Origin of the sequence: Pantoea sp. Mb-10 (assembly GCF_021272205.1) — a bacterium.
Taxonomy (GTDB): Bacteria; Pseudomonadota; Gammaproteobacteria; order Enterobacterales; family Enterobacteriaceae; genus Pantoea.
In genome coordinates, this window is the sequence record NZ_JAJSDX010000005.1 from 370,875 (window position 1) to 387,454 (window position 16,580).

Below are 16,580 nucleotides of genomic sequence, written 5' to 3' on the forward strand. Positions count from 1 at the left end.
ATGTCTGAAGTTAATGATTTACTGAAAAAAGTTTCGGCAAAGCTTGATGAAGTTTCAGGCACTTTTAGTCAAAAGGCTGAAGATGCGCTGAAAGAGGCAAAGAGCTCTGGTCAGCTGTCAGCTCAGACCAAAGAGGCGGTAGACAAAATTGCAACTGAGTTTAATGCTCTCACCGAAGCGAATAAGTCTCTGAAAGCTTCTCTGGGCGAGCTGGAGCAACACGTTGCTAATATGCCGCTTTACAATGCGAAGAAGGTGATCGAGACCGTGGGGCAGGTTGTAGTCAACAACGAAGCGCTCAAGGCGTTTGCGGCCAGTATTGAGGGTGGCAAACGAGTCAGCGTGCCGGTCAACGCAGCTCTGCTTTCAACCGATGTGGCTGATGGCGTGGTCGAGCCGCAACGTCTGCCCGGTATTGATACAGCACCAAAACAGCGGCTGTTTATACGCGACTTGATCGCGCCGGGCCGTACCGCTTCTCCGGCTATCTTCTGGGTGCAACAGACCGGCTTCACCAATGCGGCGAAAGTCGTGCCGGAAGGAACAGCCAAGCCGTACAGCAACATTGAGTTCGCGACCAAAATCACACCGGTCACCACCATTGCGCATATGTTCAAAGCGTCCAAGCAGATTCTGGACGATTTTGCTCAACTGCAGTCCACAGTGGATGCAGAAATGCGCTACGGGCTCAAGTACGTGGAAGAGCAGGAAATTCTGTTTGGCGATGGCACCGGTGCGCATCTGCACGGCATCGTGCCGCAGGCAACTGCATACGCCGCCGCGTTCAGCGTTGAACAGCAGAACGGTATTGATGATCTGCGTTTGGCGATGCTGCAGGCGCAGCTGGCGCGCTTCCCGGCGTCCGGCCATGTTTTGCACTTCATCGACTGGGCCAAAATCGAGCTGACGAAAGACACCCTCGGCCGCTACATCCTGGCTAACCCGTCAGCGCTGACCGGACCGACGCTGTGGGGCCTTCCCGTTGTGGCCACCGAGGCCGCAGCTTTCCAGGGCAAATTCCTGACAGGCGCATTCAACGCAGCCGCTCAGCTCTTCGACCGTGAAGATGCCAATGTGGTTATCTCCACCGAGAACGCCGATGACTTCGAGAAAAACATGATCTCGATTCGCTGCGAAGAGCGACTTGCTCTTGCTGTTAAGCGTCCTGAAGCGTTTGTTTTCGGCAACTTCAGCGGTGCCGAAAGCGGTTCGTAACTATCAGCGGCCTTCTGGCCGCTTTTTCTTTCGGAATTCTCATCATGATTATTGCGCTTGAAACGGTGAGAGAGCATTGCCGTGTTGATGCTGACGATACCAGCGAAGATTTGCTGTTAACCATCTATATCGGCGCAGCAAAGCGGCACATTGAAAAGTGGACGCGCCGAACTCTCTATGAAACCAACGCTGAGGCGGGGTTTGATACTGACGAGGATCGTCTGCTGCTTGATGATGACATCCGTCTGGTCATATTGCTTCTGGTCGGTCACTGGTATGCAAACCGTGAAGCGGTCAGTGAACTCAAAACCAGTGAAATGCCTCTGGCAGTGGATGCGCTTCTTCAGCCCTACAGGATTTACGGACTATGACAGGTCTGGTCGCTGGCGAGCTTGATAAACGCATCAGGGTACAGCGCACTGAATCAGAACGCGGGCCGCTTGGTGAGGAATTGCCGGGGCAATCTGTTATCAGTTCACCCTTTATCTGGGCTAAAGCTGAAAACATTTCAAACCGCAAAATCCGCAGTCTGGATCAGCAGCAAATTGTTGAGACATGGCAGTTCACTATCCGCCCGCGTATGGATGTTCAGACGGACTGGAAAATAAGCTGGGGTAGTGAGGTTTATACAATCAGGTCCGTTGATCGCAGCAGGCGAGATCGTGCCGTCATCACTGCTGAAAGGGATGTGCGCCATGATTGAGTCCGGTATTTATAAAGCCCTTCAGGCGTTGTCCGAACTGCAGGTTTATCCCTTACTCATTCCTGATACTGAGCAGGAGGGTATTACCTATCAGCGCATTTCTGATTCCGAGATTGAAAACGGTCTTGTCAGGACGTCGTTAGTGGCGGGGCGCTTCCAGATTTCCTTTGTCAAAGTCTCTGACTATACGGGCCTTCTGGCGCTGGACAATCAACTCTGGCAGATATGGAAGGGCATAAGGCACGGTGATATTGGCGGTTATCCGGTTCAGTACGTTGAGCGCGGCTCTCTGCGACAGGATAAATTCACCCTGCCCAATAATGCAGTTCAGTACCGTCTGAGCAGAGATTTCATCATCTATTTCAGTGAGGTGTGAATGTGCTGAGCATGCAGGTTACAGGGCTTGATGAGCTTGAGCGTCAACTTATCGCGCTGGGTGAAAAAGCAGGTACAAAAGTTTTGCGTGACGCTGGCCGCGCTGCACTTGAAATCGTTGAGCAGGACATGAAAGAGCACGCAGGTTACGACGAGTCTGCAAAAGGCCCGCACATGCGTGACTCAATCAAAATTCGTTCCACAACCCGCACCAAAGGCAATGCGGTCGTCGTGCTTCGTGTCGGACCCAGTAAGCAGCACTTTATCAAGGCGCTGGCTCAGGAGTTCGGCACAGTTAAACAGATTCCTTCACCCTTTATCCGTCCGGCGCTGGATTACAACAAATCCCGCGTCCTCAGAATCCTCGCGGTTGAAATCCGGGACCGCATTCAAAACAACGGGTAGCAGCCGCTACCACTTCAACAGAGAGAAAAATCATGGCTGATAAAACTTCGCCAGAATACGCGATGCTGCCTGCTGGCACCGTGGTTATGTGGGGCGCGGCTGGCGCGGCTGTTTCCGCAATGAAACCACTGATTAACTGTAAAGCGCTCGGCGCCACCGGCCAGACGGGCGGATTCGTTGACTGCACCACGCTCATTGATACGAGCAAACAGTTTATTTCTGACCTCCCTGAAGGGCCTGAAAAGTCACTCGGCTTTGTGGACGACCCATCTAACACCGATTTTGCGGCCTTCCTTAACGCTGCGCAAAACCGCCAGACGGTCCAGTTCTACATTGAACTGCCGAACGGACGCACCGCCAACATGGTGCTGGCGCTTTCTGGCTGGCAGATGAACGAAATCACCGCCCCTGCCAGCGAAGTCATTCAGATCACCGTCCAGGGCAAGCAAAACAACATCCAGTGGGGCGTTGCTTCCGGCTCTTGATTTATAAACAGTGCCGCTGTCATGGCGGCTTTAACCACTAAGCAGGTAGGAATCTGATGTCAGATAATTTCGATATTTCAAAGCTGAAGGCGCTTTTGTTGCAGCCAAAGAACACTGCCGTAAAAACTGAAATGTTTGGTACACCTGTCTATATCCGCCGCCGTACTGCGGGTGAGCTTATCAATTATGAAGAGGCGCTTGACAAGGCGCAGGAAAGCGGCAACGTCCGTACTATTTCAGAAATGAGCGTTCAGTTGATCATCGACAGCCTGGTTAATGCTGACGGTTCACCTATCCCCGCTGAGATGCTGCCTACGGCGGCTGAGCTGATTGAATCGCATGACAATCCAGCCCTGATGGAAGCGATTGATCGCGTTAAAACGCACGCTATCGGCAAGCTGGAAGAAGCGGAAAAAAACTAACGGGCTCGCCGTGGCTTCAGCTTATTTTCTGGCTGGCTGACAGGTGGGGCGAACCTGACCCCTCCGTCATAGCGGCGTTGCCCTGTGACGTGCTGAACCACTGGCGGGCTTACTTCCTTCAACAGGGAATTCTCAAACAACCTGGCCCTGAAATCACTTCTTCTGTCGTAACACCGCATCACCCGGCAGGTAACGTTACTGCGCCTGACGTCAGTCAGCAGTGTGATGCTGTCATGAGGGCGTTAATGTAATGGCTGATGTCGCTTCCCTTGCCGTAGGGCTTCACCTCAATGCGGCTAACTTCAAAACGCAGCTTATCGGGGCGTATGGTGATGCCAACAAACAGTCACGCCAGTTTAACCGACAGGCGCAGGATGATGCCAAAAAGACTGAAGAGGCCTACAAGCGCGTAACCTCCAGTGTCAGCAGTCTGGCAGGTCGTATTGCTGGGCTTGCTGGTGTCGGTTTTTCGCTGGGTGCGATTATCCAGACATCGCGGCAGTATTCGCAGGCACTGTCTGACCTGTCATCCATTACCGGCGCAACAGGTGACAAGCTCCACGCTCTCGATCAGGCGGCGCAGCAGATGGGGCGCACAACTGAATACAGTGCCAGTCAGGCTGTCGAAGCGCTGAAGCTGATGGCCTCCGCCAAGCCGGAACTGCTCGAAACGGCTGATGGATTGCAAAAAGCTACCAACAGCGCACTTCTGTTAGCTCAGGCTGGCGGCAGCACGCTGCCGGATGCAACGCGAACGCTGGCTCTGTCACTTAACCAGTTTGGCGCGGGTGCCGAGCAGGCCGACCGCTACATTAACGTGCTGGCGGCTGGTGCCAAATTTGGCGCATCTGAAATCAATGACACCGCCGCTGCGATCAAGAATGGTGGAGTGGCCGCAGCCCAGGCCGGAATCGGATTTGAAACGCTCAATGCCGCTATTCAGGTGCTGGCATCGCGTGAAATCAAAGGTGGCGAAGCGGGTACTGCGCTGCGTAACATCATCCTGAACCTTGAAAAAGGAACGGATAAGACGCTCAAGCCTTCTGTAGTCGGGCTGAGCAAGGCGCTGGAGAATCTGGCCGGGAAAAACCTTTCTACGGCGCAGGCGGTTAAGCTGTTTGGCGTAGAGAACATAAACGCCGCCTCCATCCTTACCAGTAACCGGGGCAAACTTGATGAGCTGACCAAATCGCTTACCGGCACACAGACAGCCCATGAACAGGCCGCCGTCAGGGTGAATAACCTGAACGGCGATCTGATGGGGCTGACGAGTGCCTTTGAAGGTTTAATCATCAAGGTCGGTCAGTCGGGTAATGGTCCTCTGCGTTCCGGCGTTCAGAGCATCACAGAATCTGTTAACGCCCTGGCTGACAACTTCAATGCGGTAGCCTCAGTCGCGCTATACACGCTGATTCCGGTTCTTTCGACCAAACTGACAGCTGGGCTCAGGGAAAACGTGTCGTCCTGGGCTGCTAACGAAATGGCTGTCAGGAGAAACGCCTTACAGCAGGCCGAAACAGCCAAGCAGACTATTGCAGCGGCACAGGCCACACGGCTACAGGCTCAGGAAGAAGCCCGTTACCTTGGCACCCGCTCAGCGGCAAACGCAGTGGCGGGCATCAATGTCAGTTATCAGAAAGAACAGGTTGCGCTTAGCCGCACGATCAGGGAGTCGAGAATTGCTGAAACGGCGGCTACTGAGCGGCTTGTTGCGGCAAACTCACAACTTTCTATCAGCGCTCGGGCGGCTTCAGTCGCTTCGGGTCTGGCGCGGGGGGCTTTTTCGCTTATCGGCGGTCCTGTAGGAGCGGCAATGCTTGCTGGTTCCGCGCTGCTTTACTTCCATAATCAGGCAAAGCAGGCGCGTCAGTCTGCTATTGACCTCAAGAGCGCGGTCATCGAGACGACGGCAGCTCTGTTGCAAATGTCGGATAAGCAACTTTCCGTGAAGCAGCTTGATCTTCAGGACCAGTATGAAAATCAGGTCACGCAGCGAAATGCCCTCATAAAAGAGATTCAGGACGCCGACAGCCGGCTGGATAGCCTGAAGGGGTTTGACCCCTTCGGCCAGCTTGCCGGAGTAGAGAAAGGAAAGACCCGCGCTGAAGCCGATCTTGAATCGGTTAACAGTGGCCTTAAGGCGCTGAAAGGCAACATGGAGAATGTCGATAAAGCGCGATTTCTGGTCAAAACAGGCATAGCCGATTCTGCGAAAAACCTGAAAGGCGATATTCAGGCAGCAGCGGCGGCGGCGGCTGATGCGGGTAAAGTTGAATCACCCTGGGGTGGAGAAGACCCTGCTAAAGCAGATAAAAAAGCTGAACAGGCTTTAAAGCGATTTCAGTCACTTCGCAATGAAATTGAGCAGGCCAACGCGTCCAGCCTCGAAAAAATTAACCTTCAGGAAAAAGTTTCTCAGCAAAAAATCCTGACAGATGCCAAGACTGCTGGCGTCAGTGAGGCTGAAATCCAAAGCGTTCTGACCCTCAATACCGCTAACTATCAGCGCCAGCGTCAGGAACTGGCTGAGCAGTATTCCCCTGCTAAAGCGGTCATGCGTCAGGAGTCTGAGGCCAGTCGGGACCTCAAGCAGCTTTATGCGGCCCGCCTGATGACCGAGCAGGAATATCAGTCGGCGCGCATCACGCTTGCAAACGATTCAGCGCAAAAGCTGCTTCAGGCACAGGCCAACCGCGCCGCCGCGCCAAAACTTAATCTGGCAGGTGAGGTTGATCCGGTCGCTCAGCTTCAGAATCAGCTTGTGCAGCAGCAGAGCCTTTATGATGCCTACTATGAAAATGGCAGGCTCAACAAGGAGCAATATGAAGCGCTGATGCAGAAGTCCACGCGTGATTCTGCGGATGCACAGTATCAGGCTGCTCTTAATCTGTATGCCGGGCAGAGCACGCTGAATAAAGGGATTGTGAGCCTGGCGGAAGCAGCGTCGGAAAGAGTAACTAACTCCCTTACAGGGTTACTTACCGGCACGCAGTCTTTTAAGGAGAACATTTCAAACCTGTTTGCCTCGCTGGCGCAGAGCGTCATAAAAAGCCTTGTTGAAATGGCCGCACAGGCACTGCTCACCAAAACAGTGCTGTCATCCTTTATGAGCTTTGGCGGTTCCGCTTTAGGTGCAGTCGGTTCAGGTGTAGCGGCTTCGGCGGGCAGTGTCGGCGGGATGGGCATGCCCACGGGGTATCAGTCTTATGCTTCCGGCTTTGACGGCGGTGGATACACGGGCGATGGAGGTAAATTTGATCCTGCGGGCGTGGTGCACAAAGGCGAGTTTGTCTTTACCAAAGAGGCAACGAGCCGGATTGGCGTAGCTAATCTTTATGAAATGATGCGCGGATATGCAAGCGGTGGGCTGGTAGCTGCACCGACCGAAATGCCTTCGTCAGCTTCTTCGCCGGGTTACTCACCCGGTGGCAACACCGTCATTCAGGTTAATGCGCCTGTCACTATTCAGGGCAATGGCGCAGGGGAAACCAGCACGTCGAACACGGCAGCGGCTGCCAAGCAGCTAGAAGGCATGATCAATAAAACCATCAATCAGTGGGCAAAAAGCCAGTTGATGCCGGGCGGCTTATTGTACCGCTCTGGTTAATCAGGGCTTGAATATCAGGTGATGTATGGCAATTGACGAGTTTGGCTGGGGCGTGAGAACTGGCGCAACAGAAGAGGTGACGGTTTCAACGTTACAGGCGCAGTTTGGCGATGGCTACAAACAGGTTGCCGGTACTGGTATTAACAGTGCGTCTGAATCGTGGCCGTTAACCTGCAGCGGAAATAAAACGGAAATGGCGGCTGTCAGGGCATTTCTAAAAGCACACGTCACCGCTTCGTGCTGGTGGGTTAATCCATGGGGCGAGCGAAAACTTTACCGCGTAAAGCCTGACTCAATCCGGCCAAAATTTATTAACGGTAACTTTGTGGAAATTGCCTTCACCTTCGAGCAGGCTTTCGAACCATAGATATCTGGTTCAGCCTAGTCAGTTGGGTTTCTTTCTTCCCTTTGTGACGCATCACGACTAGGATTTATCCTACCTTTTACTTTCGGGATAGGGATATGAAGAAGTTAATTTTATTGGTGGTTTTCTTGGCATTTGGGACTAGTGCGTCTACCACATATACTAAAGAACAGCTAAATGATATGGATCAGTCGGGCCAGTATCCGGAGCAAGAATCACCGGTTACTAAAGGTATTGAAAGTGTGGGTTTTAATAAATGCAAAAATGATACAGGTAGCATTTACAACCAAGTATTAGGCAATTATCCAGCCAAGGAGGTGGTTGATTCGGATGTTCTTTACGTAGTTAAAATTTGGACGAATGATGGCGCAATCATGGTTTCTTGCTCTAAGCCAGATGGGAAAAAGGTAATAACACAGTCATCTTATAAGTGATGGATATCAGGGAATAAGGCTGCGCATAAAAATTAAATCAATGAACCCGGACGAAGCTCCGGGTTTTTTATTGCCCGGAGTAAACATGAGTTTTAACCAGGATATTCAGCAGCTGGAGCCGGGTAGTCTGGTGCAGCTGATTGAAGTTGACGGGACAGCTTTTGGCATGGATACGGTTCTGCGTTTCCATGCGTACAACCTGTCGCCGGAGGGCTGGAAATCTTTCGCTGGCGAAAACCTTCCTTCAATCATCTGGCAGGGCAATGAGTATGACCCGCACCCCTATGAGCTTTCAGGGGTGGAAATGAGCAGTACCGGAGCGCAGCCCACGCCCAAGCTCTCCGTGAGCAACGTGGGTAACTTTGTGACGGCGCTGTGCCTGCAGTTTGATGACCTGGTGAAAGCCAGGGTAAAGATTCACACCACGATGGTGAAGTATCTGGACGCGGCGAACTGGATTCAGGGCAATCCCGGTGCGAACCCGCAGGAGGAGCGCGTGCAACTGTTTTACGTGAATGCGAAAACAGCGGAAACGCGCAGCGTGGTTGAGTTTGAGCTGTGCTCGCCTTTCGACATTCAGAGCCTACAGCTGCCGTCGCGTCAGATCACGCCAGTCTGTAGCTGGTGTATGCGCGGCTTGTACCGGACCGGAACCGGCTGCGATTACACAGGCACCCGTTATTTTGCGAAGGACGGTACGCCAACGTCAGACCCTTCAAAAGACGTGTGCGGTGGGCGTCTTGCGGACTGTAAAGCGCGTTTCGGCGCGGATCAGCCGCTGCCTTTTGGCGGATTTCCGGCGGCCAATCTGCAGGGGAAATAACGATGCGAAAAAAAATCATGGATGCCATCACAGCGCACGTCGCTGCCGAATACCCGAAAGAGGCGTGCGGACTGGTTGTGCAGATTGGCCGCGCACAGGAATACGTACCCTGCACGAACGCGTCGGATAATCCCACAGAACATTTTTCAATCCAGCCAGAAGAAAAGCGTGCTGCAGAAAAGCTCGGCACCATCCTCATGGTCATCCACTCTCACCCGGACGTGCCGCAGCTTATCCCGTCCGAAATGGACCGTGTGCAGTGCGATTACAGCGGCGTTGAGTGGGGCATTATGTCCTGGCCTGACGGGGATTTCTGCACCATCAGCCCGCGCGGTGAGCGTGAACTTATCGGGCGGCAGTGGGTGTTAGGGTTTGCCGACTGCTGGACGCTCATCATGGATTACTACCGGCAGGAGCACGGCATCACGCTTAACAACTGGTCGGTGGATTATGAGTGGTGGCAGGACGGCGGGGAAAACCGTTACGACGACAAGTGGGAGTCCGAGGGCTTCGTGCAGGTTGACCCCGCTGAGATGCGCAAGGGGGACATCATAATGATGCGCATTCAGTCGCCGGTAACAAACCACGCCGCCATTTATCTTGGCGACAACATCATGCTGCATCACAACGCGGGCAATCTCTCAACGCGCGTGCCCTATGGCGATTACTGGCGCAATCGCACCGTGCGCGTGGTACGCAAAAAGGAGTTAATGGATGCTTAAAACGATGCGCCTGAAAGGCCCGATGGCGAGAAAGTTTGGTGAAATGCATCAGTATCACGTCGCAGATCTGCGCGAGCTTATTCGCGCCATGTGTTCTCAGTTACCCGGCTTCAGGAAGTATGTGTCTAATGCGCATCTGCAGGGCGTGCGTTTCGCCTTTTTCAGCGGCAAAGACAACATAGGGCTGCAGGAGTTTGACATGTCCTCCGCTGCCACAGAGTTTGAGATGGAGCCGGTTCTTGAGGGCTCAAAGAAAAGCGGCGTGCTGCAGGTTGTTATCGGGGCGGTGGCGCTGGTGGCGGCTTATTTCACTGCCGGGGCATCTTTCGCCGTGCTGGGGGTTACGGCATCGGGGGTAACAACCGCGCTGACCGGGCTGGGCATCAGCATGGCCCTCGGCGGCGTCGTTCAGATGCTGACTCCGCAGCCTAAATACAACGTCGGGGCGTCTTCCAGCACCGACAACAAGCCCAACTATGCCTTCGGTTCGCCTGTTAATACCGTGGCGATGGGCTATCCCGTGCCGGTGCTTTACGGCAGTCGGGAGATAGGCGGGGCCATCATCAGTGCGGGTATTTATACCAGCGATCAACAGTAAAACGCTGACAGCAGCAAGCCACCTCCGGGTGGCTTTTTTTATGGGTGAAATATGCGACTTCTCGACGGCGAAACGATTGTTCAGGGTGATAAAGGCGGCGGCGGAAGCGCACGTACTCCGGTCGAGCAGCGCGATGACCTGATTTCGGTCGCGAAGCTCAAGATGCTTCTGGCGATATCGGAAGGCGAAATTCAGGGCGACCTGACCGCCCAGCAGATTTACCTGAACGACACGCAGCTGGCGAACGATGACGGCACGTATAATTTTGCTGGCGTGGTGTGGGACTGGCGTAAAGGGACACAGGACCAGCCCTATATTCAGGGAATGCCCGAGGTCGATAATGAGCTGTCGGTGGGCGTTACCGTCACGCAGTCAGTGCCGTGGACGCGCCAGTATACCAATCTGTCACTCGATGCGGTGCGCGTTAAGCTCAGCCTCCCGGTGCAGTATCAGTACAAAGACAACGGCGACATGGTGGGCACCGTGACGCAGTATGCCATTGACCTGTCCACCGATGGCGGCACCTGGGTGCAGGTCGTTGACGGACGTTTCAACGGTAAAACAACCTCGGAATATCAGCGCGACCACCGGATCGACCTGCCGAAAGCAACGACCGGATGGGCGCTGCGCGTGCGCCGCATCACCCCGGACTCCACTTCGTCAAAGCTCATTAATGCGTTTAAGGTCTTTTCGTTCGCAGAGATTATCGACAGCAAGCTGCGCTATCCGAATACAGCGCTGCTCTACATTGAAGTTGATGCTTCTCAGTTTAACGGACAGGCGCCGAAAATTACCTGCAAGCCAAAAGGCAAGCTGGTGCGCGTTCCGGTGACTTATGATCCGGTCAGCCGCAGCTACAGCGGCTCATGGCAGGGTGATTTCAAATACGCCTACACCAATAACCCGGCGTGGATTTTTTACGACCTGGTGCTGGATAAAATTCACGGCATGGGCACGCGCGTGGATGCGTCCATGATCGACAAGTGGGAGCTGTACGCAATCGCGCAGTACTGCGATCAAAGCGTGCCGGACGGCGCGGGCGGCACTGAGCCCCGATTTACCTGTAACGTGTTCATTCAGGACCAGCAGGACGCTTACACGGTGCTGAAGGATATCGCGGCTATTTTCCGGGGCATTACGTTCTGGGGCAACAGCCAGATTTTCGTTAACGCTGACGTGCCGCAGGTGGACGCAAACGGAAACGTGGACGTGGATTACACGTATCACGTTGCTAACGTGGTAGACGGCCTTTTTACCTACGCCGGTGGCAGTTATAAAAACCGATATTCATCCTGCAACGTCAGTTATTCCGACCCGGCAAACCACTACTCTGACACCGTAGAAGGCGTATACGACTCTGAGCTAGTGGCGCGCTATGACGTGCGCGAAATGTCGCTGACGGCAATCGGCTGCACATCGCAGAGTGAGGCTCATCGCCGGGGGCGGTGGGCGCTGCTTTCTAACGCCAAAGACGGCACCATTTCTTTTGGCGTGGGGCTGGATGGTTATATCCCGGTGCCAGCGCAAATCATCGGCGTGGCCGATCCGTTCCGCAGCGGCAAACAGAACGGTGGCCGCATCCGTGCGGTGAGCGGGCGAAGCGTAACGCTTGATCGCCCCGTCGATTACGCGGCGGGTGACAGGCTGTTAGTCAATCTGCCTGACGGCACGGCGCAGACCCGAACGATTGCCTCAGTCAGCAGCGATAAACAGACCGTGACCGTATCAACAAACTTCCGCACGACGCCTGACGCGGGCGCGGTGTGGGCAATTGACAGCGACAGCCTGGCTATCCAGTACTTCCGGGTTACGTCCATCTCAGCAAATGGCGACGGCACGTTTACGGTTTCCGGCGTACAGCATGACCCGAATAAATACCGTTACATTGACGATGGTGTGCGCATTGAACCTGCGCCGATCACCGTCACGCCCATCAGTGTACTTAAACCGCCAGCTAACATTCAGCTCTCTGAGGTGAGCTTTGTCGAGCAGGGGCTGTCTGTAGCCAGCATGCAGGCAACATGGGATCGCGTTGAAGGGGCGATCAGCTACGTGGCGCAGTGGCGTAAGGATAAAGGCGACTGGATCAATGTCAGCCAGACCAGCGCTCAGGGTTTCAGTATCAGCGGCATTTACACGGGCGTGTACGATGTCCGCGTGCGCGGCGTTAACGCGGCGGAGGTGTCCTCTCCGTGGGGTTACTCAGAATCCACAACGCTTACGGGCAAAGTGGGTAAGCCCGGCACGCCAGTAAGCCTTCATGCGTCCGATAACGTCGTATGGGCGATTGATATGACCTGGGCATTTCCTGACGGCGCTGGCGATACTGCCTATACCGAAGTTCAGGTGGCCACGACTGCGGACGGGCAGAATCCGCAGTTTCTCGCCTATGTCCCTTATCCGGGTGTCAGCTATCAACATGGTCCGATGCCCGCAGGTGTGCGCCGCTGGTACCGCGCAAGGCTGGTGGACAAGATCGGTAATACCGGCGACTGGACTGGTTTCATGCCCGGCATGTCTAACGTCAATGCAAACGACCTGATTGGTAGTGTGTTCGAGGAGTATCTTGAGTCCGACGATGGTAAGGCATTACTGACGCCCCTGATAACCGATCCTGCCGCGCTTGCCGAAAGCATCCTGTCTAATTATGACGATGTTGCTCAGCAATGGGCCAACTTTGGCGAAAACCGCGCCGGAATTATTGAGGCCCGGAAAGTCGCTGCTGATGCGCAAAGTTCTGTTGCTCAACTTGAAACCAATGTGGTCGCGAGCTTCTCAGCAACGAACCAAAAAATTGATTCTCAGGGACAGGCAATAAGTGCAAATCAGGCGGCCATACAGGAAAAAATGACCGCTTATGCAGACGCGTCTGGAGGATCGGCCATTTACACGCTCAAAGCTGGCGTGAAATATGGCGGCACCAACTACGATGCGGGCATGTCGGTGGCGGTGACCATTAACGGCTCTCAGGTGGTGACGCGTTTTGCCGTGAATGCCAATCAGTTTGTAGTGGCAAGTGGCAGCGGTAATAACATCTTTTCACCATTCATCATCAAAGATGGTCAGGTGCTGATTAATCAGGCGTTCATCGGCGAGGGATGGATAACCAATGCCATGATTGGTGGATTCATACAATCTACTAACTATGTTGCTGGTTCGACTGGCTGGAGACTGGATAAATCTGGAACCTTCGAAAGGAATGCTGCAAATGGATCTGGAAGGGTAGTCGATACAGGTGTACTTAGGCTTGTTTATGACGCAAATGGTACTTTGCGAATTCGTGATGGCTTATGGTGAGGAGGTGCTGATGCCAGCAGGGTTACAGTGTTGGGATGAAAGAGGGCGTTTAATAGTTGATCTTAGAGATTACAATACTCGATACGTTGGCAGTGTGTCAGGCACAATAGACGCAACTGCCCCCCAATTATTCATTCCATACTCGGCGGCCACACTCAGTGGCTGTTTCGGTGTTATTGTATCCACCAAATCCAACTCTCAAGGCTATGCTGCTTTTCCGTATGAGTTTTCAGCGCGAGCCATTAACGGAGGTATACAGATTATTCGTGTTGGCGGAGCAAAAAATGTAACTTTAACTGTGGATGTTTACGCATTTATATGAGTGGATATCAAATATTCAATTCCTTTGGTGCTGTAATGGTAGATTCAGAATCTAAAGGAACATATTTTCGAGATGTAATCAACTATGCAGACATTACAGATGTCGGATATTACGATATCAAATGTCAGCTTGGAAATTCAGTTGATATGGGGTATGTCGCTGCTGCTCCGCCAATTGATGGATCGCTTAAATGGTTTAAACCAAACGAAGGGTCAAGAATATTTTTCAATGGAGATAGTGACTGGGGCACTCAAAATGCCGGGGTTGTTGCCAGAACAAGGAGCGACATTGTAGTCGAAAGTGGCTACAGAGATGTGTTCAACGCAGCGGGCCAGTTGGTCTGGTCGGCTGTAATGGCGGCGAAAATTCCCCGAATAGTGGGTTTTTTTGATATCCCCGCCAACTATCCGTTAGATAGCACGGTATACTCTCAAAACATAGGTGCAAATACTTTTATTCTGGTTAGCGCACTGTCATACGGTAATATTAATGATGATGGTGGGAGTAGTACCGGATACTCAGGAATGTACTTCCGTTTTTCAGGTGGCGTTTTACAGTGCCAATGGGTTAGCAAGCTTCAAAACACATGGGCCTCATCGCTTGGACCATATGGGGTAAGAATACCCTATGCCATACTCCCAAATATTTCATGATTTAACTTGATCCCATCAATAAGCATTACAACTTGATGTTTTTATTTAATTGATGTTTGATAGTGACCTACGGAGGTGGTCATGATTAAATGTGCGGCTTTACTGTTAGCGTTGTATTCAACTTTTTCCACGGCACAGAATTTAATTCGCTATCCAGAGCGTGCAGAAAAACTAAGGATAGATGGAGCAGTAAACCTGATTTATGATATTGAGTATGACGGAACGGTTTCAAATATCAGAGTGTTAAGTGCCGAGCCGAAATATATTTTCGACAGAAGTGTGATTAAACAAGTATCGCAATGGAAGTTTAAGACAGGCAACAAAAGAGAAGATGTATCTCTTAATGTTATCTTCAATGCAAATTAGCTTTTAGAAATCGTTACTATCTTGATTTTGATAGGCTGCTAAGAGCAGGTTATTACCTTTTCAGGAGTTTAAATCCTCCGTTGAGGTTAAGCCTATCACATGCTTATTTTTTATGTTTCAACAAACCCCGGCCATTGAGCCGGGTTTTTTATTGCCCGGAGAAAATGTATGGCAGCAGGAACAATATCCTTAACGAACGGCTCAACCACTGTAAACGGAACCGGGACAAGCTTTGCAACAGAACTAAAACCCGGTGATTTTATTTACGTCACGGTCGGAGGTGCGCCCTATACGCTTGTGGCTTCAAGCGTATCATCCAATTCGCAGCTTAGTCTTGCAGTGGCTTTTGACGGACCCAGCTCAACCGGTCTGGCGTGGAACGCTGTACCAGCCTCTTTGCAGGTCGCGATCACTCAAAAAATCCTCAATGACTTTGCATCCGTGGCGCGGGGCCGCATCCTCGACTTTCAGAACTGGCAGAAGATTTACAGCAGCGAAGCGTCAGTCACTGTTACACGACCCGACAGAACCACTTTTACGGGGCCGAGCTGGGGTTACGTGGCTAGCCAGTACGCGAATAAGCTGGATAAGGAAGGCGGTGCTATGACGGGGTCCCTGTTCTTGCCTGCGCTGGAAATAACATCGCCAACTCCGTTTATTGATTTTCACTTTCAAAGTTCACCTGATGACTACACAGCAAGGATAATCCATACAGAAAAAAATGCGCTGGAGATTAACGCAGGTTCGGGTGCTATATCTTTCCGTGTAAATGGAGGTATGCGGGTAGGTAACCCAAACATAGGCGGCGGTATTAATATCTTCAGAGGTAACGGTAACGAGGGCGCGCTGTGGGGGTTAAGTTGCGGTGACGGCAACTTTAATTTTGCAAGGGGTGCCGCCGCAGGCGGTAACGTGCATTTTGGTCTGTCAGTATTGACGGGGCACCGGGGTATTCATGGTCTGCAGGGGCAAAACGGTGCAGCCTTCGGACAGCCTTATAATTGGTACTGGAACGGTAGCAACCTTGAGGCCTGGGTAGGGGTTACGCAAATAGGTTCTTTGGTAGGTAACGCTACCTCAGACAGGCAACTTAAAAAAGATATCGAATACAGAAGCGACACAGCAGGTGATCTAGCCGAAGTACTTCAATGGCGCCCGGCTACTTTCAAAATGAAAGAAAGGGGTATAGTTCCTGAAAGTGACGACACACTGGGTTTTATCGCAAACGATCTGGTGATTGCGTCACCAGAGTGCGTTAACGGAAAAGGCCTGCCCGATGATTACGATATTGTGGCCGATCCCAATAACCCAGATGCGTACTCGCTAAACGTTGTAGCGATGGTCGCCAAGCTGACTCATGCCATACAGGCCCAGCAGAAACAGTTGATGGCACGTGACTCTGCGATAGAAGAACTGCAGAAGCGTTTAAAAGCACTGGATGGACTGGATGCGTAAAAAAGCCCCGGCGACGGGGCAGAGGTATACCGCGCTCATCTGTAAGCGAGCTACGGGGGGAGTGATTAAAGCGTAGTCAGCAATAACCCGACCCATCAAATAAATCTCCTTTCCCACCAAGTACTTTACAAATCCCCCGAGCGAGACGGCTTGATCATTTTCACTGATTGATATTACTGTATTTATATACAGTAACTCATTGAGATCATGAAAATGGAGCTTTTACGACCTGCGGATATCCGCGCCATTCTGGAATTGCCACTCTACGTAAGCCGCGTGCCGTGCGGCTTTCCTTCACCTGCACAGGACTACGTTGAACAGCGTATTGACCTGA

General features: G+C 52.4%; 17 protein-coding genes and 1 pseudogene. All 18 read left to right on the forward strand.

What is annotated here, in order from left to right; genetic code table 11:
• Complete coding sequence (locus LU196_RS13160; RefSeq protein WP_232757395.1) at positions 1-1,215, forward strand: phage major capsid protein; 1,215 nt, start codon at positions 1-3, stop codon at positions 1,213-1,215.
• 44 nt (positions 1,216-1,259) lie between these two features.
• On the forward strand, positions 1,260-1,586 hold the full coding sequence (locus tag LU196_RS13165) for a head-tail connector protein (protein ID WP_232757394.1): 327 nt from the start codon (positions 1,260-1,262) through the stop codon (positions 1,584-1,586).
• Entirely contained in the window at positions 1,583-1,918 is a 336-nt protein-coding gene (locus LU196_RS13170) for a phage head closure protein (protein WP_232757393.1), read from the forward strand. Before LU196_RS13165 ends, LU196_RS13170 begins: the two co-directional genes overlap by 4 nt.
• On the forward strand, positions 1,911-2,294 hold the full coding sequence (locus tag LU196_RS13175; RefSeq protein ID WP_232757392.1) for a hypothetical protein: 384 nt from the start codon (positions 1,911-1,913) through the stop codon (positions 2,292-2,294). Before LU196_RS13170 ends, LU196_RS13175 begins: the two co-directional genes overlap by 8 nt.
• Before the next feature lie 11 nt (positions 2,295-2,305).
• The gene (locus tag LU196_RS13180) at positions 2,306-2,698 is read left to right on the forward strand and encodes an HK97-gp10 family putative phage morphogenesis protein (protein ID WP_255697709.1); all 393 of its coding nucleotides are present in this window, start codon (positions 2,306-2,308) and stop codon (positions 2,696-2,698) included.
• A 32-nt stretch (positions 2,699-2,730) separates the two neighbouring features.
• Complete coding sequence (locus tag LU196_RS13185) at positions 2,731-3,183, forward strand: phage tail protein (RefSeq protein ID WP_210517294.1); 453 nt, start codon at positions 2,731-2,733, stop codon at positions 3,181-3,183.
• A gap of 56 nt (positions 3,184-3,239) precedes the next feature.
• On the forward strand, positions 3,240-3,605 hold the full coding sequence (locus tag LU196_RS13190) for a phage tail protein (protein ID WP_232757390.1): 366 nt from the start codon (positions 3,240-3,242) through the stop codon (positions 3,603-3,605).
• 250 nt (positions 3,606-3,855) lie between these two features.
• The gene (locus tag LU196_RS13195; protein WP_232757389.1) at positions 3,856-7,212 is read left to right on the forward strand and encodes a phage tail tape measure protein; all 3,357 of its coding nucleotides are present in this window, start codon (positions 3,856-3,858) and stop codon (positions 7,210-7,212) included.
• Positions 7,213-7,237: 25 nt separating this feature from the next.
• Positions 7,238-7,579: a phage tail protein gene (locus tag LU196_RS13200; protein ID WP_232757388.1), complete on the forward strand. Its 342-nt coding sequence runs from the start codon at positions 7,238-7,240 to the stop codon at positions 7,577-7,579.
• A gap of 95 nt (positions 7,580-7,674) precedes the next feature.
• Positions 7,675-8,010: a hypothetical protein gene (locus LU196_RS13205; protein WP_232757387.1), complete on the forward strand. Its 336-nt coding sequence runs from the start codon at positions 7,675-7,677 to the stop codon at positions 8,008-8,010.
• 85 nt (positions 8,011-8,095) lie between these two features.
• On the forward strand, positions 8,096-8,833 hold the full coding sequence (locus LU196_RS13210) for a phage minor tail protein L (RefSeq protein WP_232757386.1): 738 nt from the start codon (positions 8,096-8,098) through the stop codon (positions 8,831-8,833).
• 2 nt (positions 8,834-8,835) lie between these two features.
• Complete coding sequence (locus LU196_RS13215) at positions 8,836-9,555, forward strand: C40 family peptidase (RefSeq protein WP_232757385.1); 720 nt, start codon at positions 8,836-8,838, stop codon at positions 9,553-9,555.
• On the forward strand, positions 9,548-10,153 hold the full coding sequence (locus LU196_RS13220) for a tail assembly protein (RefSeq protein WP_232757384.1): 606 nt from the start codon (positions 9,548-9,550) through the stop codon (positions 10,151-10,153). The genes LU196_RS13215 and LU196_RS13220 overlap by 8 nt, the downstream gene beginning before the upstream one ends.
• A 51-nt stretch (positions 10,154-10,204) precedes the next feature.
• Positions 10,205-13,450, forward strand: a complete 3,246-nt coding sequence (locus LU196_RS13225) for a host specificity protein J (RefSeq protein ID WP_232757383.1) — start codon at positions 10,205-10,207, stop codon at positions 13,448-13,450.
• A 357-nt stretch (positions 13,451-13,807) separates the two neighbouring features.
• Positions 13,808-14,425 carry a hypothetical protein gene (locus LU196_RS13230; protein ID WP_232757382.1) on the forward strand — a complete coding sequence of 206 codons (618 nt, stop codon included), beginning with the start codon at positions 13,808-13,810 and terminating at the stop codon, positions 14,423-14,425.
• Between the two features lie 81 nt (positions 14,426-14,506).
• Positions 14,507-14,791 (forward strand): TonB family protein, encoded by a 285-nt coding sequence (locus LU196_RS13235; protein WP_232757381.1) that lies wholly within the window; start codon positions 14,507-14,509, stop codon positions 14,789-14,791.
• Positions 14,792-14,959: 168 nt separating this feature from the next.
• Positions 14,960-16,246, forward strand: coding sequence for a tail fiber domain-containing protein (locus LU196_RS13240; RefSeq protein WP_232757380.1), 1,287 nt, complete (start codon positions 14,960-14,962; stop codon positions 16,244-16,246).
• A 213-nt stretch (positions 16,247-16,459) separates the two neighbouring features.
• Positions 16,460-16,580, forward strand: a pseudogene (locus LU196_RS13245) (DNA polymerase V); the annotation flags it as partial.

Bases quoted from the DNA above. Each gene is read 5' to 3' on its own strand.
- LU196_RS13200 (WP_232757388.1), top strand. From the start codon at position 7,238: ATGGCAATTGACGAGTTTGGCTGGGGCGTGAGAACTGGCGCAACAGAA.
- LU196_RS13205 (WP_232757387.1), top strand. From the start codon at position 7,675: ATGAAGAAGTTAATTTTATTGGTGGTTTTCTTGGCATTTGGGACTAGT.
- LU196_RS13160 (WP_232757395.1), top strand. From the start codon at position 1: ATGTCTGAAGTTAATGATTTACTGAAAAAAGTTTCGGCAAAGCTTGAT.
- LU196_RS13235 (WP_232757381.1), top strand. From the start codon at position 14,507: ATGATTAAATGTGCGGCTTTACTGTTAGCGTTGTATTCAACTTTTTCC.
- LU196_RS13220 (WP_232757384.1), top strand. From the start codon at position 9,548: ATGCTTAAAACGATGCGCCTGAAAGGCCCGATGGCGAGAAAGTTTGGT.
- LU196_RS13195 (WP_232757389.1), top strand. From the start codon at position 3,856: ATGGCTGATGTCGCTTCCCTTGCCGTAGGGCTTCACCTCAATGCGGCT.
- LU196_RS13165 (WP_232757394.1), top strand. From the start codon at position 1,260: ATGATTATTGCGCTTGAAACGGTGAGAGAGCATTGCCGTGTTGATGCT.
- LU196_RS13185 (WP_210517294.1), top strand. From the start codon at position 2,731: ATGGCTGATAAAACTTCGCCAGAATACGCGATGCTGCCTGCTGGCACC.
- LU196_RS13215 (WP_232757385.1), top strand. From the start codon at position 8,836: ATGCGAAAAAAAATCATGGATGCCATCACAGCGCACGTCGCTGCCGAA.
- LU196_RS13240 (WP_232757380.1), top strand. From the start codon at position 14,960: ATGGCAGCAGGAACAATATCCTTAACGAACGGCTCAACCACTGTAAAC.
- LU196_RS13170 (WP_232757393.1), top strand. From the start codon at position 1,583: ATGACAGGTCTGGTCGCTGGCGAGCTTGATAAACGCATCAGGGTACAG.
- LU196_RS13225 (WP_232757383.1), top strand. From the start codon at position 10,205: ATGCGACTTCTCGACGGCGAAACGATTGTTCAGGGTGATAAAGGCGGC.
- LU196_RS13210 (WP_232757386.1), top strand. From the start codon at position 8,096: ATGAGTTTTAACCAGGATATTCAGCAGCTGGAGCCGGGTAGTCTGGTG.
- LU196_RS13230 (WP_232757382.1), top strand. From the start codon at position 13,808: ATGGTAGATTCAGAATCTAAAGGAACATATTTTCGAGATGTAATCAAC.
- LU196_RS13180 (WP_255697709.1), top strand. From the start codon at position 2,306: ATGCAGGTTACAGGGCTTGATGAGCTTGAGCGTCAACTTATCGCGCTG.
- LU196_RS13190 (WP_232757390.1), top strand. From the start codon at position 3,240: ATGTCAGATAATTTCGATATTTCAAAGCTGAAGGCGCTTTTGTTGCAG.
- LU196_RS13175 (WP_232757392.1), top strand. From the start codon at position 1,911: ATGATTGAGTCCGGTATTTATAAAGCCCTTCAGGCGTTGTCCGAACTG.